This is a genomic window from Streptomyces sp. KM273126 (assembly GCF_004337435.2).
GTDB classification, from domain to species: Bacteria; Actinomycetota; Actinomycetes; order Streptomycetales; family Streptomycetaceae; genus Streptomyces; species Streptomyces acidicola.
Window position 1 is genome coordinate 551466 of record NZ_SJXB02000001.1, and the last position, 16729, is coordinate 568194.

Annotated in this window: 10 protein-coding genes; 5 read left to right on the plus strand and 5 right to left on the minus strand. The window is 71.5% G+C overall.

Translation table 11 applies throughout. The annotated features are described in order from the left end of the window. Nucleotides 1-159 precede the first annotated feature (159 nt). Nucleotides 160-1056: an MHYT domain-containing protein gene (locus E0500_RS02295; protein WP_181586844.1), complete on the plus strand. Its 897-nt coding sequence runs from the start codon at nt 160-162 to the stop codon at nt 1054-1056. A gap of 58 nt (nt 1057-1114) precedes the next feature. Here the strand turns inward: E0500_RS02295 and E0500_RS02300 are convergent, their stop codons facing one another. Continuing rightward, nucleotides 1115-2056 (minus strand): EamA family transporter, encoded by a 942-nt coding sequence (locus tag E0500_RS02300; protein ID WP_131568317.1) that lies wholly within the window; start codon nt 2054-2056, stop codon nt 1115-1117. A gap of 87 nt (nt 2057-2143) precedes the next feature. Between E0500_RS02300 and E0500_RS02305 the strand changes: the two genes are divergently transcribed. The 4 genes from E0500_RS02305 (at nt 2144) to E0500_RS02320 (ending at nt 9205) form a co-directional block, all read left to right on the plus strand. Beyond that, nucleotides 2144-3055 (plus strand): LysR family transcriptional regulator, encoded by a 912-nt coding sequence (locus E0500_RS02305; protein ID WP_131568319.1) that lies wholly within the window; start codon nt 2144-2146, stop codon nt 3053-3055. A gap of 890 nt (nt 3056-3945) precedes the next feature. Beyond that, nucleotides 3946-5877 carry a glycoside hydrolase family 3 protein gene (locus E0500_RS02310; RefSeq protein WP_181586845.1) on the plus strand — a complete coding sequence of 644 codons (1932 nt, stop codon included), beginning with the start codon at nt 3946-3948 and terminating at the stop codon, nt 5875-5877. A gap of 197 nt (nt 5878-6074) precedes the next feature. Continuing rightward, on the plus strand, nt 6075-6734 hold the full coding sequence (locus E0500_RS02315; RefSeq protein ID WP_131571020.1) for a hypothetical protein: 660 nt from the start codon (nt 6075-6077) through the stop codon (nt 6732-6734). A gap of 131 nt (nt 6735-6865) precedes the next feature. Beyond that, nucleotides 6866-9205 (plus strand): protein kinase domain-containing protein, encoded by a 2340-nt coding sequence (locus E0500_RS02320; RefSeq protein ID WP_131571017.1) that lies wholly within the window; start codon nt 6866-6868, stop codon nt 9203-9205. Between the two features lie 64 nt (nt 9206-9269). On the opposite strand, the gene E0500_RS02325 is transcribed toward E0500_RS02320, so the two are convergent. The 4 genes from E0500_RS02325 to E0500_RS02340 all read right to left on the minus strand — a co-directional run bounded on the left by E0500_RS02325 (nt 9270) and on the right by E0500_RS02340 (nt 16702). Beyond that, nucleotides 9270-10724: a S28 family serine protease gene (locus E0500_RS02325; protein WP_131571014.1), complete on the minus strand. Its 1455-nt coding sequence runs from the start codon at nt 10722-10724 to the stop codon at nt 9270-9272. Between the two features lie 287 nt (nt 10725-11011). Further along, nucleotides 11012-11368: a hypothetical protein gene (locus E0500_RS02330; RefSeq protein WP_131571012.1), complete on the minus strand. Its 357-nt coding sequence runs from the start codon at nt 11366-11368 to the stop codon at nt 11012-11014. Between the two features lie 131 nt (nt 11369-11499). Continuing rightward, the gene (locus tag E0500_RS02335; RefSeq protein ID WP_131571010.1) at nt 11500-15270 is read right to left on the minus strand and encodes an ABC transporter ATP-binding protein; all 3771 of its coding nucleotides are present in this window, start codon (nt 15268-15270) and stop codon (nt 11500-11502) included. Nucleotides 15271-15655: 385 nt separating this feature from the next. After that, a complete protein-coding gene (locus E0500_RS02340) occupies nt 15656-16702 on the minus strand; it encodes an esterase-like activity of phytase family protein (RefSeq protein WP_131565384.1) in 1047 nt (348 codons plus the stop codon). Between the last annotated feature and the right edge of the window lie 27 nt (nt 16703-16729).

Here is a 16729-nt window from a genome sequence, read left to right on the forward strand (position 1 = left end):
ACGGCTCCGACTGAATCGTGTCCATTACTGACCGGATACCGACCGGAATCAATACCCGGCAGTACAAAGTCGATCGGCTACCTGCGGTAACGGATTGCAAAGCCCGCCCACCACGGGAGACCCTCCCCCAACTGGCGATTTCCGGGGGAGAGTTGGCATATGCAAGGCACAATTGACGCCTTCAGCTACGGCGCGGTCACCCCGCTGGCGGCGTACATCATGGCCTGCTTGGGAGGTGCCCTCGGGCTACGCTGCGTAGTCCGGTCCGTGTTCAACGAGCAGTCCTGGAAGCCCGGCTGGCTGGCGCTCGGCGCGACGTCGATCGGGTCCGGCATCTGGACCATGCACTTCATCGCCATGATCGGCTTCCGGGTCGAGGAGACCCCGATCCGCTACGACGTGGGGCTGACAGTGCTGAGCCTCGCCGTGGCGATCACCGTCGTCGGCATCGGCGTGTTCGCGGTCGGATACCGCGGGGTCGACGCGCGCACGCTGGGCGTCGCGGGGACCGTTACCGGACTCGGTGTCGCCGCCATGCACTACCTCGGCATGGCGGCCATGCACCTGAACGGCACCATCCAGTACAACACGCTCACCGTCGCACTCTCGGTGCTGATCGCGATCGTCGCGGCGACCAGCGCACTGTGGGCGGCCGTCTCGATCCGCGGTTTTCTGCCCAGTCTGGGGGCCAGTCTGGTCATGGGGCTCGCCGTGTCGGGCATGCACTACACGGGGATGGCCGCCGTGAGCGTGCAACTGCACTCCACACCCGGCGACACGTGGATGGGCCAGTCGCCCACCTCGCTCCTGCTGCCCATGCTCATCGGTCCGGTCGCCTTCCTGTCCCTGGCCGGGGTGGTGGTGATGTTCGATCCGCTGCTGGTGCTGGGCGACATGGAGGCGGAGCGGTCCGGGCGCCGCCCGCGCCCCGTGCCCCGCCGGCCCTCGCGCACCGCGCCGCGCGCCGAGTCCCTCTTCGAGCCGCCATCTCCGGCGCCCCGCCACGGCGAGGACTGGCAGAGGCTCCGGGCGCAGCAGCACGTCCAGAAGTGGTGAGCTCCCCACACCCCGGCCACCCGGCCACCCGGCCACCCGGCCACCGAAGAGCATTCGGTCACGCCGGCTCCTCGGCGCGGTCCCGCGACGGGGCGTCCGGCAGACGGACCTTCGCCGACCGCAGGGAAGCCGTGGCGGCCTTCCCCGAAGCAGGAGCCAGTGAGGTCAGCGCCACGCCGCCCACGAGCAGGGCTGCCGCGCACCACCGCAGTCCACTGACGGGCTCCCCGAGGAAGAGGGCCGCCGATGACATTCCGAAGACCGGTACCAGGAGCGAGAAGGGGGCCACCGTCGACGCCGGGTGCCGGCGCAGCAGCCAGCCCCAGGCGCCGAAACCGAAGACCGTGGTGACCCAGGCGACGTAGAGGATCACTCCCGCACCCTGCCAGTCCAGCGCGCGCAGGGCGGCGAGGTCGGCGGACGGGCCCTCCGTGAGCAGGGACAGGAGCAGCAGGGGCAGGACGGGCACCGTGCTGACCCACACCATGAAGTTCAGGGAGTCGGGCGGGGACGCCTTGCGGGTGAGGACGTTGGAGATTCCCCAGCAGACCGCGGCCGCGATGACGAGCGCGAAGGCGCCGAGCGGGCCGCCCGCCCCCTCGTCCACGGCGGCCAGGCCCACCCCGCACAGGGCGACCGCCATGCCCAGGAGCCGTATGCGCGTGGGCCGTTCACCCAGGACCGCGAACGCGATGAGGGCCGTGAAGACCGCCTGGATCTGCAGGACCAGCGAGGACAGCCCGGCGGGCATGCCCGCGTCCATGCCGACGAACAGCAACCCGAACTTGGCCACCCCGAGCGCCAGCCCCACCCCCAGGATCCACTTCCACGCGACCTTGGGCCGCCCCACGAAGAAGACGGCGGGCAGGGCTGCCACCAGGAAGCGCAGGGCCGAGAAGAGGAGGGGCGGGAAGTGGTCGAGGCCGATCTCGATGACGGTGAAGTTCACGCCCCAGACGGCGGCGACGAGAACGGCGAGACAGAGGTGGGTGGGTCGCATGGTTCGAGCATCGAGGCCCGGACCGTTCAGCACCAGCGATGATTTCTGTACGGATGGATGAAGCAGTGCTTACGTAAGATGGCACGCATGCTCGATCTGCAGCGCCTGCGCGCCCTTCACGCCGTCTCCGTCCACGGCACGGTCGGCGCCGCGGCGGCCGCCCTCGGCTACACGCCCTCCGCCGTGTCCCAGCAGATAGCGAAACTGGAGCGGGAGACGCGGACGGTGCTGCTGGAGCGCCAGGGACGCGGTGTCCGGCTCACCGAGCAGGCGCAGCATCTCGTCGCCACGGCACGGGAGTTGCTCACGATCGTCGAGCGGGCGGAGACCGAGCTGGAGGAGCGGCGCGGGGAGCCGGCGGGGCGGCTGACGGTGGCGGCGTTCGCTAGCGCGGCGCGAGGGCTGATGCCGGGTGTGCTCGCCGATCTGGCGGCGCGTCATCCGGCGCTCGACGCCCGCCTCACGGAGGTGGAGCCGCATCTGTCCGTGGACCTGGTGGCCAAGGGCGCGGTCGACATGGCGGTCGCGCACGACTGGGACATCGCGCCGTTGCCGGCCCCTGAGGGGGTGGAGCAGGCGGTGATCGGTGACGACCTGTGCGACCTGCTGGTTCCCACGGGGCACCCCTTCGCCGCCCGCCGCTCCGTGCGCCGTACGGATCTCAAGGGTGAGCGCTGGATCTGCCAGCCGCCGGGGCGGGTCTGTCACGACTGGCTGGTCCGTACGCTTCGGGCGGCCGGGTGCGAGCCCGACATCGTCCACCAGGCCGAGGAGAACCCGACGCTCGTCGCCCTCGTCGCGGCGGGGCTCGGTGTTGCCCTGATCCCCCGCCTGGGCCGTGGGCCGCTGCCCGCGGGGGTCGTCGAGGTGTCGCTCGATCCCATGCCGGTGCGGCGCCTGTACGCCCTGTGGCGCACGGGGGCTTCGCGTCGGCCGGCCATCGCGGAAACGGTACGGACGCTTCAGGGGCACTGGCCCAAGGTGGCGGTGTGTGACTGAGTTGGCCGGTGCGATCTCGTCTGCCGGGTTTCTGTCTGTGGGCGGCTGCGGGTTCGTTGTGGCTGGTCGCGCAGTTCCCCGCGCCCCTTAAGAGCACGGGCGCACCCGAGCCCGGGACCGCACCCTCACCCAAACCGCACCACCCACGCGCCGCCGGCCACGCCCGCACCCGCCCACGCACCGCCAGCCATACGCGCACCCACCGCCCGCACACCGGCAGCCGTGCCCACGCCGCCACGCACCGGCAGCCGTACCCGTACCCGTCCGCGCACCGCCGACCATGGGCACCCCCGCCCGCACACCGGCAGCCGTGCCCACGCCCGCCCCCACCGGTCCACAGTCGCGTACGCGCGGCAGGGGGTGTGCCGGGAGGTGTCCGCCCGCAGCGGCCGGCGTCCGCCGCCGAGAACATCCCACCCCACAGAACCGCCGGACCGAGGACGGAGACCTTCCGGCGCGCACCCGACCCACGAACAAACCCGTAGGCGCCCAAGCCACCACGGCGGGGAAACTCGCCGAACAACACGCACCCCACCCAGCCTCACGCGCCCCGACCCCACCGCCGCCGGCAGCCGCAGGTCCCCCTTGACGCACCCCCGTACCAACTTCCCGTAATCGCCCGAACCCGGGAACCCACCCCCACCCCGCCCCGTCCAAACGCCGAGCTGCCGGAGAGTCTCCGTAGTGCGGTGTCGGCCCTCGCTGCTGGCTGCGATCGCTGACCACCCTCTCCGCCGCCTGCGGCCGGCAGCACGCCGTCACCGGCGCGCCCCCTCCGACTGCGCCGGTGACGGCCCCGCACCGGGTCCCGGTGCGGCCCCTTGACTGGAAGAAACTTCCCGGTTATTCGTGACTCCTCGGAAGTTTCCTTCATGAGGGAAGGAGCGCGCATGCGCGACTCCAGCACAGGAAGCACCGGAAACACCCCCAGACTTACCGACCCACCTACCGACCCACCTGCCAACCCACCTACCAACAGATCCACCACCCCACCTGCCAACAGCCCTTCCAGCCGCCCTTCCAGACGTACCGTCCTCGCCGCGACCGCCGGAGTCACCGCCACCCTGGCCCTGGACGCCACGTCCGCCGACGCGGCAGCCCCGGAGCCCGGCACCGACGACAAGAGACTCCGCGCCCTCATCTCCCGTATGACGCTGGGGGAGAAGGTCGGCCAGCTCTTCGTGATGCGGGTGTACGGGCACTCGGCGACCGCCCCGGACCAGGCCGACATCGACGCCAACCTCAAGGAGATCGGCGTACGGACGGCCGCCGAGCTGATCGCCAGGTACCACGTCGGCGGGATCATCTACTTCGCCTGGGCGCACAACACCCGGGACCCCCACCAGATCGCCGACCTGTCGAACGGAATCCAGCGCGCCTCCCTCGGTCTGCCCCGGGGACTGCCCGTGCTCATCTCCACCGACCAGGAACACGGGATCGTGGCGCGCGTGGGCAGGCCCGCCACCCTCTTCCCTGGCGCGATGGCCCTCGGCGCGGGCGGCTCCCGCTCCGACGCCCGCGCGGCCGCCCGCATCGGCGGCGCCGAGCTGCGCGCCCTCGGTATCCGGCAGGACTTCGCGCCGGTCGCCGACGTGAACGTCAACCCGGCCAACCCGGTCATCGGCGTACGTTCCTTCGGAGCCGACCCCGAGGCCGTGGCCGGGATGGTCGCCGCCCAGGTCGGCGGCTACCAGGGTTCCGGGGTGGCCGCCACGGCCAAGCACTTCCCGGGGCACGGCGACACCACGGAAGACAGCCACTACGGCTTCCCCGAGATCAAGCACACCCTGGAGCAGTGGACCCGGCTCGACGCCCCGCCGTTCAGGGGCGCGATCCGCGCCGGCATCGACTCCATCATGACCGCGCACATCATGGTCCCGGCCCTCGACCCGTCCGGGGACCCGGCCACCCTGTCCCGCCCGATCCTCACCGGCATCCTGCGCGAGGAGCTCGGTTACGACGGCGTGGTCGTCACCGACTCGCTGGGCATGCAGGGGGTGCGGACCAAGTACGGCGACGACCGGGTGCCCGTGCTCGCGCTCAAGGCCGGTGTCGACCAGCTCCTCAACCCACCCTCCCTGGACATCGCCTGGAACGCGGTCCTGAACGCCGTACGGAACGGCGAGCTCACCGAGGCCCGCCTGGACGAATCGATCCTGCGCGTCCTGCGGCTCAAGACGAAGCTCGGGCTCTTCCAGAAGCCGTACGTCAGTCGGGACGGGGTCGACCGGGTCGTGGGCGGCGACGCTCACCTCGCGACCGCCGACCGCATCGCCGAGCGCACGACCACGCTGCTGGTCAACAAGCGGCGGCTGCTGCCGCTGTCGCGCCGTACCCACCGGAACGTGCTCGTCGTGGGCGCGGACCCGGCCTCCCCGTCCGGCACCACGGGACCGCCGACCACCGTCCTCGCCACGGCCCTCACCGAGCTGGGCTTCACGGCCACGGCGCTGTCCACCGGCACGGCACCCTCGCAGACGGCCATTGACAGGGCGGTCGCGGCGGCGGAGGGCAAGGACGCGGTGGTCGTGGGCACGTACAACGTGACGGCGGCCAACTCGCAGAAGACACTCGTCGACGCGCTGGTCGCCACAGGTGTACCCGTCGTCGCCATCGCGATCCGCAATCCGTACGACGTCGCGCAGTTCCCGGGTGTGGACGCCTACTTGGCGTCGTACTCGTGGACGGACGTCGAACTGCGGGCCGCGGCACGGGTGGTGGCCGGGCACGTGGCACCGCGCGGGCGACTGCCGGTGCCGGTGCAGCACGCGGACGATCCGGCGCAGGTGCTGTATCCGGTCGGGCACGGGCTGACGTACTAGACCTACGTCGCACACCGGGCGCACCACCCCCAAGTGTCGCAAAGCACCCTGTTCGTCTGGCGTGACCCCTCCGCGACGGGTCACGCTGGACGGCGGGGTGCGTCGAGGACGGGTTCATGGTTGTGCTGGGCAGGGGTCGCGGGTGTGGCGGGGGTCGCCTGCGGGTGCGGAGCGCTTCGCGGAGTGTCGCGGTGGCGATGGCCGCGGTGGCCGCGGTGATGGCGACGGTGGTGCTCAGCGGCTGCCAGCAATGGTCCGGAGCGGACGGCACCGGCTCCGGCTCCGGCTCCGGCTCCGGCTCCGGCGGGTCCGACGCCGGCACGCCCGCCGCGGCCGCGTCGCCGACACGATCGGCGGCGCGCTCATCGGGCTTCGGGGCGGTGTTCCTCGGCGTCGACGAGTGCAGTTCCTTCGGGACGACGAGTTTCACGGAGGTGCCCTGCACGAGCGAGCGGGCCGCGGCCCGGGTGGTGGCCCGGCACGAGGGCAAGGTGTCCGCGGGGCCGGCCTGCCCCGCGACCACGGACTTCGTCCTCCACATCAGCGAGGCCCGACAGGGCTACGACGAGGACGGCGACGGCACCGTCTCCCAGGGCTACGCCTGCATGCGCAAGCTCACGCCACCGCATCCGGGCGACCCGGGCGGCGGTGGCGGGCCCCGCACCATCGTCGGCGACTGCGTGTACAGCACGGGCAAGGGCGAGGTCCGCGAGACGTCCTGCGACGGCGAGGGCGAGAACGCGCCCGAGTACGAGGTCACCTCGGCCGTCGGCGAACGCAGCGAGTGCCCCGCGTCCACGGCCCTCTACGTCCAGCTGGGCGGCGACGACCCGGTGGGCTGCGCCCGGCCCGTCTGAGCCGTCAACTCCCGGCGCACAAGGCTCTCCTGGGGTGGCACTCGGGCTCGATATCATCCGCTTGCCGACCGTACGGCGATGGCAGTACGACGACGGCAGTGCGCCGATGGCAGTCCGACGATGGGGGGACGATGGCCCAGGACGCTCAGGATGCTCAGGATGCTCAGGATGTTCAGGGCAAGGGCGAGCTGCCGGAGATTCCCGGGTACCGTCTCGACTCGCTCCTCGGCTCCGGCGGCATGGGCCGCGTCTATCTCGGTACGTCGCCCTCGGGCCGCCAGGTCGCCGTCAAGGTGATCCGCACCGACCTCGTCCACCGGCCCGACTTCCGGCAGCGGTTCCGGCGCGAGGTCACCGCCGCCCGCCAGGTCAGCGGCGCCTTCACAGCGCCGGTCGTGGACGCCGACCCGGACGCCGACCCGCCCTGGATGGCGACCCTCTTCGTACCGGGACAGCCGCTGGACCAGCGCATCAAGCTGGGGCCCCTGCTGGGCTCCGAGGAGCTGTACCGCCTGGCCACGGGTCTCGCCGAGGCGCTGCGCGACATCCACCGCGCCGGAATAGTGCACCGCGACCTCAAGCCGGCCAACGTCCTGCTCGCCGACGACGGGCCCCGCGTCATCGACTTCGGCATCGTGCGCGCCGCCGACGCCGACATGCCCACGGGCACCGGCATCACCGTGGGCACCCCGCCGTTCATGTCGCCGGAGCAGATCCGCGCCCAGAAGGACGTCGGGCCGCCGAGCGACATCTTCTCGCTGGGCTCGGTGCTGACGTACGCGGCGAGCGGCCATGTGCCGTTCGACGCCACGGACGTGTACGCGGTGGCGTACCAACTGGTCCACGAACCGCCCGACCTGGACGGCGTGCCGGACTGGCTGCTGCCGGTGGTCGAACGCTGTCTGGCCAAGGAGCAGACCGAGCGGCCGGACGCGGACGAGCTGCTCGCCCTGCTGCAGAGCACGCCCGTCCCGGCCGCCCACGACTCGCCGGACACCGTGGTGCTCCGCGCGCCCGCGCCCCGCGGGCCCCGCACGTCCGGCTCGACTGGCTCGACCGGCCCGACTGGCCCGACCGGGCATCCGGCGGAGCCGACCACCGCGGGCGCGGGCTCCGCCCCCACTCCCCCGCCCCGGCGGCGCCGGCGTCTCGTCCTCTCGACGGCGTCCGCGGTCGTGGCGGTCGCCTCCCTGACGGGCGGGCTGATGTACGCGCTCGACGACGGTGAGGACGGCACGGACCCCAGAGGAAGCACGCGCACCGTGACGCAACCGGAGGGCTCAGCGCGCTACATGAGCACGCAGTCGGGGTCGGGCGGCTTCACGTTCACGTACCGCGACAGCCCGGAGCGCCGTCCGAAGGGCTGGCGGCAGTGGCAGTACAACCTCCAGAACAGCGACTGCGTGTACGCCGCTTCGTCCCTGCTGTGCGTCGGCGACCGGACGGTCCGGATCGACGCCGCGACCGGCAAGGAACTGTGGCGGACCGACAAGGCGTCGGCGTACGGCCAGAACACCCCCGTCGTCGTCGGCGAGACCGCGATCGTCAACATCGGTGACCGGATCGTGGGGCTCGCGCTCGCCGACGGCGCGGTGAAGTGGCGCTACACGACGCCGACGCTCACCCAGCGGCTCATCGGCGACGGCGAGCGGGTGTACGCGGTGGACCACGACGGGCGGGTGCACGCCGTCGACGCGACGTCGGGCAGGGAGAGCTGGACGGTGACGGCCCGCGTGTCCGGCGACGGCGGGTCCGGGAATCCGCCCGCGCTGCGGGTGGTGGGCGACCGGCTCTACGTCTTCGCGAGCGCCTCCGCCGACGCGCTCGGCGAGGACTTCGTCACGGTCGTCAACACCGGCAGCGGCTCGCGCGTCGCCGCGTTCGCGCTGTCCGCTCCGTGCGACGCCGGCAGCGAGGCGTTGCTCGACGAGGACGGCACGACGCGGCTGTACTGCGCCCTGACGGACGTGACGGATGAGACGGACGAGACGGACACGAAGTACGCCATCCTGCGCCAGGAGCTCGTGGAGGGCGCCAAGGGCGTCCGCACGCAGGTCGACGCGACCCTGGGCAACGGTCAGATCGGGGCGCCCGAGCTGTCGGTCACCCCGGGCCGGGTGCTGTTCGTGGCGCCCACCGCGACGGGCGGCGAGCTGGTCGCCGTCGATCCGGTCGAGCGGACCGAGCTGTGGCGCAGGTCCCTGCCCGGCAGGGGCCCGGCCGACGCGCCTCCCGTGCAGGCCGGCGACCGCGTGTACGTCGCCAACCTCCGGGGAGTCGCCGTCTACGCGGCGGACACGGGCAAGCTCCTCTACCAGCACAGCGTGCCGGACATCGAGGACGCCAGCGGTATGGAACTCGGCCTGGACACGGAGCCGATGGTGGCGGGCGGCATCATCTACGCCCCGTCGTCGAAGGCGGGCTGGGTGAGTCTGGACACGGAGGGCACCAAGGACACCGGGCGGAGGTGAGCCCCGGTACCGCGTCACCGTCGCGACTGTACCGGGGCTCACCCAGCGTCCGCCGGGTGGCGGATTACGGCCTGAGCGTCGGCTCGCGCTCGATGTCGCGCTTGTCCAGCTTGGCGTCGTACCTGGCCAGCGGCTTCGCCGCGTCCGGGTTCGCCTGGACCGCGGCGGAGGCCACGCCCGCCCACTCCAGGATGCGGGCGGTGGCCAGGGCCTTCTCGTCGGCCACCAGACCGGCCACGTTCGCGCCGTGGTTGAGGCCGGGGGCCGTGAAGACGTAACTGTCACGCGCGCCCTTGCCGAGGTGGAACGGCTCGGCGCCCCACGGGTCGTTCTCGCCGTACACGAAGAGCATGCGGGTGGCGTTGTGGCGGACCCAGGTGTCCACGTCGCGCATGGCGTACGGCTGGAACGTCATCGGGATCTCGCGCGGCACGAAGTTCCGCGGCGGCTGGTAGCCATAGCGGATGTACTTCTTCTCGATGTGCGGGAACTCGATCGTCGGCGCGCCCAGCTGCGTGCCCGCCTGGTAGTAGTACGGCGTGTACGTCTCCAGGCCCTGGTCGGTGTAGGCGGAGAAGCCGGAGATCGTGTCGATGGAGGTCCAGATCTCGTCGTCCGTGGCGGCCTTGGCGTCCTTCGGGATGGTGTCGCTGTCGCAGTCCGCGAGCAGGCTGTACTGCCAGAAGCCCCACACGTAGTCGAGTACGGTCGCCTCGTACGCCTTGTCCAGGCTGCCGATGGTGTCGAAGGTGAGGCCCTCGGTGGCGGCGTACTCCGCGTACTTCTTCTCCAGCGGTTCACGGCGCACGAGTGCCTCGCGCTGGACGGCGTTCAGGCGGTCGCGGCACTCCTTGGTGCCGACGGTGGCGAAGAACCGGTCGTAGGCCGAGTCCTCCTTGTTCACCACGTCGTTGGGGGCGACGTAGGCGACGACGCCGTCCATGTCACGCGGGTAGAAACGCTCGTAGTAGGTGGCGGTCATGCCGCCCTTGGAGCCGCCGGTGGAGATCCACTTCTTCGAGTAGATCTTCTTCAGCGCGGTGAAGATGCGGTGCTGGTCGCTGGCCGCCTGCCAGATGTCGAGCTTGGACCAGTCGGCCGGGGCGGGGCGGGACGGGGTGAAGAAGCGGTACTCCATGGAGACCTGGTTGCCGTCCACGATCTGGGTGGGCTCGCGGCGGCCGGGGTTCGTGGAGACGTTGTAGCCGCCGGTGTAGAAGACCGTCGGGCGGCTGGTGTCCTTGTGCAGCACGGTGATCCGCTGCTGGAACGTGCCCTTGGACGGGCGCCGGTGGTCGATCGGCTGGGTGTAGTTGAGGACGAAGAAGCGGTAGCCGGAGTACGGCTTCTCCTCGATCAGGCTCATGCCCGGGATCGCGAGGAGCTGGTCCTTGATGTCGGTGGTGGCACTGGTGCCGGTGCCCGTGGCGTCCGGCTGGGCGGCGGTGGCCGCCCCTGCCGTGCTCACCGTGCCTATGAGCACCACGAGCGCCAGCATCCATCTGAGCGCCTTGCGCATGGAATCTCCCCTGTGACTCATCGTGCGCCGGAACCTAGTCGAGCGACCGGTGCCCGCACCAGGGGACGAGGCCGCCAACTGGCCGGAGACCAGCGGAGATTAGGGAAAACCCTGTGCGGGTGGACGGGTTCGCTGCCGTGGCTTGAGGGGGTCGGGGCCGGCGCCCCGGACCGGGGGCGCAGCCCCCAAGGGGCGCGGGGAACTGCGCGACCAGCCACAACCAGCCCGCAGACTCACAACAACAACACGGGGCTGCCACCAACCGAGAGCCTGGGGCGCAGCCCCCGTCAGCAGAGGATCCACCCCGAGCTCGTGCTGCCGTTGCTGACCGCGCCCTTGACCCGGACGCACCGCCGGCCGGCGTGCACGGCCCCCGTGCCGATGCGCTCCTCGCGCTTGCCCTCGCGCAGCACCGGCCGGCTTCCGCGTGCCTGCACGCTGACCGACATCCACTTGCGGGCGCCCCGCTTCTTGGCGACGGTCACGGCGCAGACGTATCCGCTGCGCTTGTAGACGTCCACGCGGCCGGTGGAGAAGGGCAGCGTACGGATCTTGCGCCCCGCGCAGGACGCCGCCTCGGCGCTGCCCGGTCCGGCCACCACGAGAAGCCCGGACGCGGTCAGCAGGGCCAGCACGAGCGCCATCCGCCGCCTTACCGCACCGTGCGTCCCCGTCGCTCCACCGCTCACCGGATTCACCCCTCCCCGCGCAGAAGACGTACTGGTGTACGGACGCGCGACGTATGCCGGATGGTTGCACGTCCACTGGCGAGGTGTCAGCTCGGCGCGCTGACGGGCTCCCCCACGAAGGTGCGCCACAACTCCGCGTACCGGCCGCCCAGTCGGAGCAGTTCGTCGTGGGTGCCGTCCTCGGTCACGCGTCCGTGGTCCATCACCACGACGCGGTCCGCGCGGGCGGCGGTCGTGAGACGGTGGGCGACCACGAGCGTGGTGCGGCGGCCCGCGAGGCGGTCCGTGGCCTGGTTGACCTGGGCCTCGGTGGCCAGGTCGAGGGCGGCCGTGGCCTCGTCGAGGAGCAGGATGTCGGGGTCGACGAGCTCGGCGCGGGCCAGGGCGATCAGCTGGCGCTGCCCGGCGGAGAGGTTGCGGCCGCGTTCGGCGACCTCGTGGAGGTAGCCGCCGTCCAGCGTGGCGATCATGTCGTGCGCGCCGACGGCCCGGGCCGCGGTCTCCACCTCGGCGTCGGTGGCGTCGGGGCGGCCGTAGGCGATGGCGTCGCGGACGGTGCCCTGGAAGAGGTACGCCTCCTGCGGTACGACGCCCAGCCGGTGCCGGTACGACGTGGTGTCCAGGTGCCGCAGATCGGTGCCGTCCACGAGTACGCGCCCGCCCGTGGGGTCGTAGAAGCGCGCGACGAGCTTCACCAGGGTCGACTTGCCCGCGCCCGTCTCACCGACGAAGGCGACCGTCTGCCCGGCCGGGATGGTGAGCGCGACCCCGCCGAGGGCCTCCTCGTCGTCCCCGTACGCGAAGTGGACGTCCTCGAACGTGATGTCCCCGCGCAGGGACAGCACCTCCAGCGGCTCCTCGGCCGCCTTCGTCGACGTGGGTTCGCGGAGCAGCTCCTGGATGCGGCCCAGCGACACCGTGGCCTGCTGGTAGCCGTCGAAGACCTGGGAGAGCTGCTGCACGGGTGCGAAGAACAGGTCGATGTAGAGCAGGTACGCGACCAGCGCGCCCGTCGTCAGCGTCGCGGAGTCCACCCGCTGCGCACCCACGACGAGCACGGCGGCCGCGGCCACCGACGACAGCAACTGCACGAACGGGAAGTACACCGATATCAGCCACTGGCCGCGGACGCGCGCCTTGCGGTAGCTGTCGCTGCCGGCCGCGAAGCGCTCGCCGCCGTCCCGCTCGCGCCGGAACGCCTGCACGATCCGCAGCCCGGACACCGACTCCTGGAGGTCGGCGTTGACCAGCGCCACGCGTTCACGGGCGAGTTCGTACGCCTTCACGCTCGCCCGGCGGAAGAAGAACGTGCTGATGATCAGCGGCGGCAGCGTCGCGAAGACGACCAGCGCGAGCTGCACGTCGATCACGAGCAGCGCGACCATGATGCCGAAGAAGGTGACGACCGAGACGAAGGCGGTGACCAGGCCCGTCTGGAGGAACGTGGAGAGGGCGTCGACGTCCGTCGTCATCCTCGTCATGATCCGGCCGGTCAGCTCCCGCTCGTAGTAGTCGAGTCCGAGCCGCTGGAGCTGGGCGAAGATCTTCAGCCGGAGCGAGTACAGGACGCGCTCACCGGTCCGTCCGGTCATCCGCGTCTCGCCGATCTGTGCCGCCCACTGGGCCACTACGGCGAGCAGCCCCAGCACGGAGGCAGCCCACACTCCGCCGAGGGCCAGTTCGGAGACGCCGTTGTCGATGCCGTGCCGGATCAGGACGGGGAGGAGGAGCCCCATGCCGGCGTCGACGGCGACGAGCCCGAGGCTGATGAGCAGGGGGACCCTGAAGCCTCGCAGCAGCCGCCGCAGGCCGTACGACTCCTCCGGCGTGACCGCCCGCGCCTCGTCGATGCCCGGGGTGTCGGTGGCCGGGGGCAGCGCCTCGACCTGGGCGAGGAGTTCGGGGGTGGCCGGCGTCCCGTCGAGGGCGAGGTCCCTGGGCTCCCGGTCGCCGGTCCACAGCCTGGGGGTGATGCCCCGCTCGGCGTCGAACTCGGCGTCCAGTTCATCCCGTACGGAGGTGTCCTCGGTACAGGTGTCTTCCGTCAGGGATGCCGGCTTGACGTGGCCGGGCGAGACCCCGCCCAGTTCGTCCGGGTCGGTGAGCAGCGCCCGGTAGAGCGCGGACCGCTCCTGGAGTTCCTCGTGGGTGCCGAGGTCGGCGACGCTGCCGTGGTCGAGGACGGCGATGCGGTCGGCGAGGTTGAGGGTGGAGCGGCGGTGGGCGATGAGAAGGGTGGTGCGGCCCTCCATGACCTGCCTGAGCGCCTCGTGGATCTCGTGCTCGACGCGGGCGTCCACGGCGGAGGTCGCGTCGTCGAGAACGAGGAGACGCGGGTCGGTGAGGATGGCGCGGGCGAGGGCGATGCGCTGGCGCTGGCCGCCGGAGAGGGTCAGGCCGTGCTCGCCGACCTTGGTGTCGTATCCCTCGGGCAGTTCGCTGACGAACCTGTCCGCCTGGGCGGCGCGGGCGGCGGTCTCGATCTGCTCCTGGGTGGCGTCGGGGCGGCCGTAGGCGATGTTGTCGCGGATGGTGGCCGAGAAGAGGAAGGAGTCCTCGGGGACTAGCCCGATGGCGGCTCGGAGGGAGTCGAGCGTGAGTTCCCGGACGTCGTGGCCGCCGATGAGGACGGCGCCGTGCGTGACGTCGTAGAAGCGCGGCAGGAGCAGCGAGAGCGTGGACTTGCCGGAGCCGGAGGAGCCGACGACGGCGAGGGTCTCGCCGGGGCGTATCTCGAAGCTGAGGCCGTCGAGGACGGGGGCCTTCTTCGACTCGGCGGAGGCGTCCGCGTAAACGTCCCCGTACGCGAACGACACGTCGTCGAACTCGACGGTCGCGGGGGCGTCGGCGGGAAGCGTCTTCGTGCCGTCCCTGAGGGTCGGCCGGGTGTCGATCAGCTCCAGCACGCGCTCGGTGCCCGCCCGTGCCTGCTGACCGACGGTCAGGACCATGGCGAGCATGCGGACGGGGCCGACGAGCTGGGCGAGGTAGCTGGAGAAGGCGACGAACGTACCGAGCGTGATGTGCCCGCGCACCGCGAGCCAGCCGCCGAGCGCCAGCATGGCGACCTGCCCGAGGGCGGGGACGGCCTGGAGCGCCGGGGTGTACCGGGAGTTGAACCGGATGGTGCGCAGCCGCCCCGCGAACAGCTTGCGTCCGACCTCCCTGAGCTTCCCGGTCTCCTGCTCCTCCTGCCCGAATCCCTTGACCACGCGGACACCGCTGACGGCGCCGTCGACGACGCCCGCGACGGCGGCGGCCTGCGCCTGCGCGTACCAGGTGGCCGGGTGCAGCCGGGTGCGGCTGCGCTTCGCGATCCACCAGAGGGCGGGGGCGACGGCGATCGCGACCAGGGTGAGGGGCAGCGACAGCCACGCCATGATCACGAGGGAGATGAGGAAGAGCATGAAGTTGCCGAGGGTCATCGGCAGCATGAAGAGCAGACCCTGGATCAGCTGGAGGTCGCTGGTGGCCCTCCCGACGACCTGCCCGGTGGACAGCTCGTCCTGACGGCGCCCGTCGAGCCGTGTGATCGTCTCGTACATGTCGGTCCGCAGGTCGTGCTGGACGTCGAGGGCGAGACGTCCGCCGTAGTAGCGGCGGATGTAGGTGAGGACGTAGACGAGGACGGCGGACCCGATCAGGGCGCCGGCCCAGGGGGCCATGCTCCGGGTCCGGTCGGTGACGACGTCATCGATGATCACCTTGGTGATCAGGGGGACGATGGCCATGAGGGCCATACCCGCCAGGGAGGAACCGAGGGCGAGGACGACGTCCTTGGGGTACCGCCAGGCGTACCCGGCGAGCCTCCGCGCCCAGCCCTGTATCTCCCCTGTCTCCCCCTGCTCCGCTGCCACGCCGGCGCCTCCCGTCTGTTCTGATGTGCCGGAAGGCCCAACGCGGGCGGGTGCGGATTTCATTCCGCTGCAACGATCCTCCGGGGCAGCGCGGGGGTTTTGCCGCCCCCGCCGCCCCTACCCGTCCCATCCCCAGGGGCTGCCGCCCCTTCAACCCTGCGAAGGGGGCTCCGCCCCTGGACCCCCAGGGTTTCGGGGCTCCGCCCCGGACCCCGTTCGGGGGCCAGCCCCGGACCCCCGCTCCTCAAACGCCGGAGGGGCTGGGTATTCAGCCCGTCCGGCGTTTGAGGACGAGGCCGTTCAGGCCGATGCGGGAGCCTGGGGGCGGCAGCCCCCAGGGAAGGGATGGGACGGGTAGGGGCGGCGGGGGCGAGAAAACCAGCCGTTACGGCAGCCGCACGTTCAACCGGTAGAACCGAGTCGTCTGGGCCGCGTTCTGGTTGTCGTCGCTGACCAGGAGGACGCGCAGGCCGCCGGGGCCATACCCCGTGATCGTCATGCCCTCGATGTTGTCCAGCAGCGGGTTCGGCTGGGGCTGCTTGGCGGTCGCTCCGAGGGTGGGGCAGGTCACAAGGTCGGTGAGGAGGGTCTTCTTCACCAGCCGTACGTCCGCCTGGCCCGTGAGGTTCTCGACACCGCTGGTGTCCGTGGCGCGCCGCGGGTCCGCGAGGTAGAGGCGGACCGTGTTGCCGACGCCGGAGGTGAAGCCGCGCTCCAGGACGAGCAGCCGCCCGTCGGGAAGGGCGGTGGTCTCCACGACGCCCAGGCCGCTGTCGGCGCGGTAGCCGTACTGCGCCGAGAGCCGGAAGTCCTGGCCGCGGCCCCGGTCCCAGGTCTGGAAGCGGACGATCCCGGCGCTGTCGCCGGAGAGCGCGTACTCCATGGAGGCGAGCAGGGTGCGCCCGCCGGGCAGGAGGGTCAGGCCCTCGAAGGTGCCGTTGGTGACGGCCCGCCCCGCGGGAGCGACCCGGAGCGCGTCCGGTACGGGCAGGCTGTCGGCCAGGAGGTGGCCCTCACGGTCGTACCGTCGTACGGACGGCTCCTTTTCGGAGCTGATGAGCAGTGTGCCGTCGCGGTCGACGACCACGCCCTCGGAGTCGAGTTCGGCGCCCTTGTCGTCGGCGAGCGGGGCGACGCCCGTCGGCCGGAGGGTGCGGGGGTCGAGGGTGAAGAGGGCGGAGCGGTCGGAGACCGCGGCGAGGGAGCCGTCGCGGGTCACGGCGAGAGCCGAGAGGTTGCCGACGAAGGTGCCCTCGTACGTCGTCTTGTCGAGCGCGTCGGAGAAGCTGTCGATGGAGACGGCGGGCGAACAGGCATGTGACTGTGGTGCGTTGGTGTCGGCGTGGACGGGTCCGGCGGCACCGAGCGTGGTGGCTGCCGCCAGGGCGGCGGTGACGGTGGCGAGGCGGGTTTTGAGACTTCCGGAGCTCATGCCCGTCACGGTAGGACGGGCTGGGTG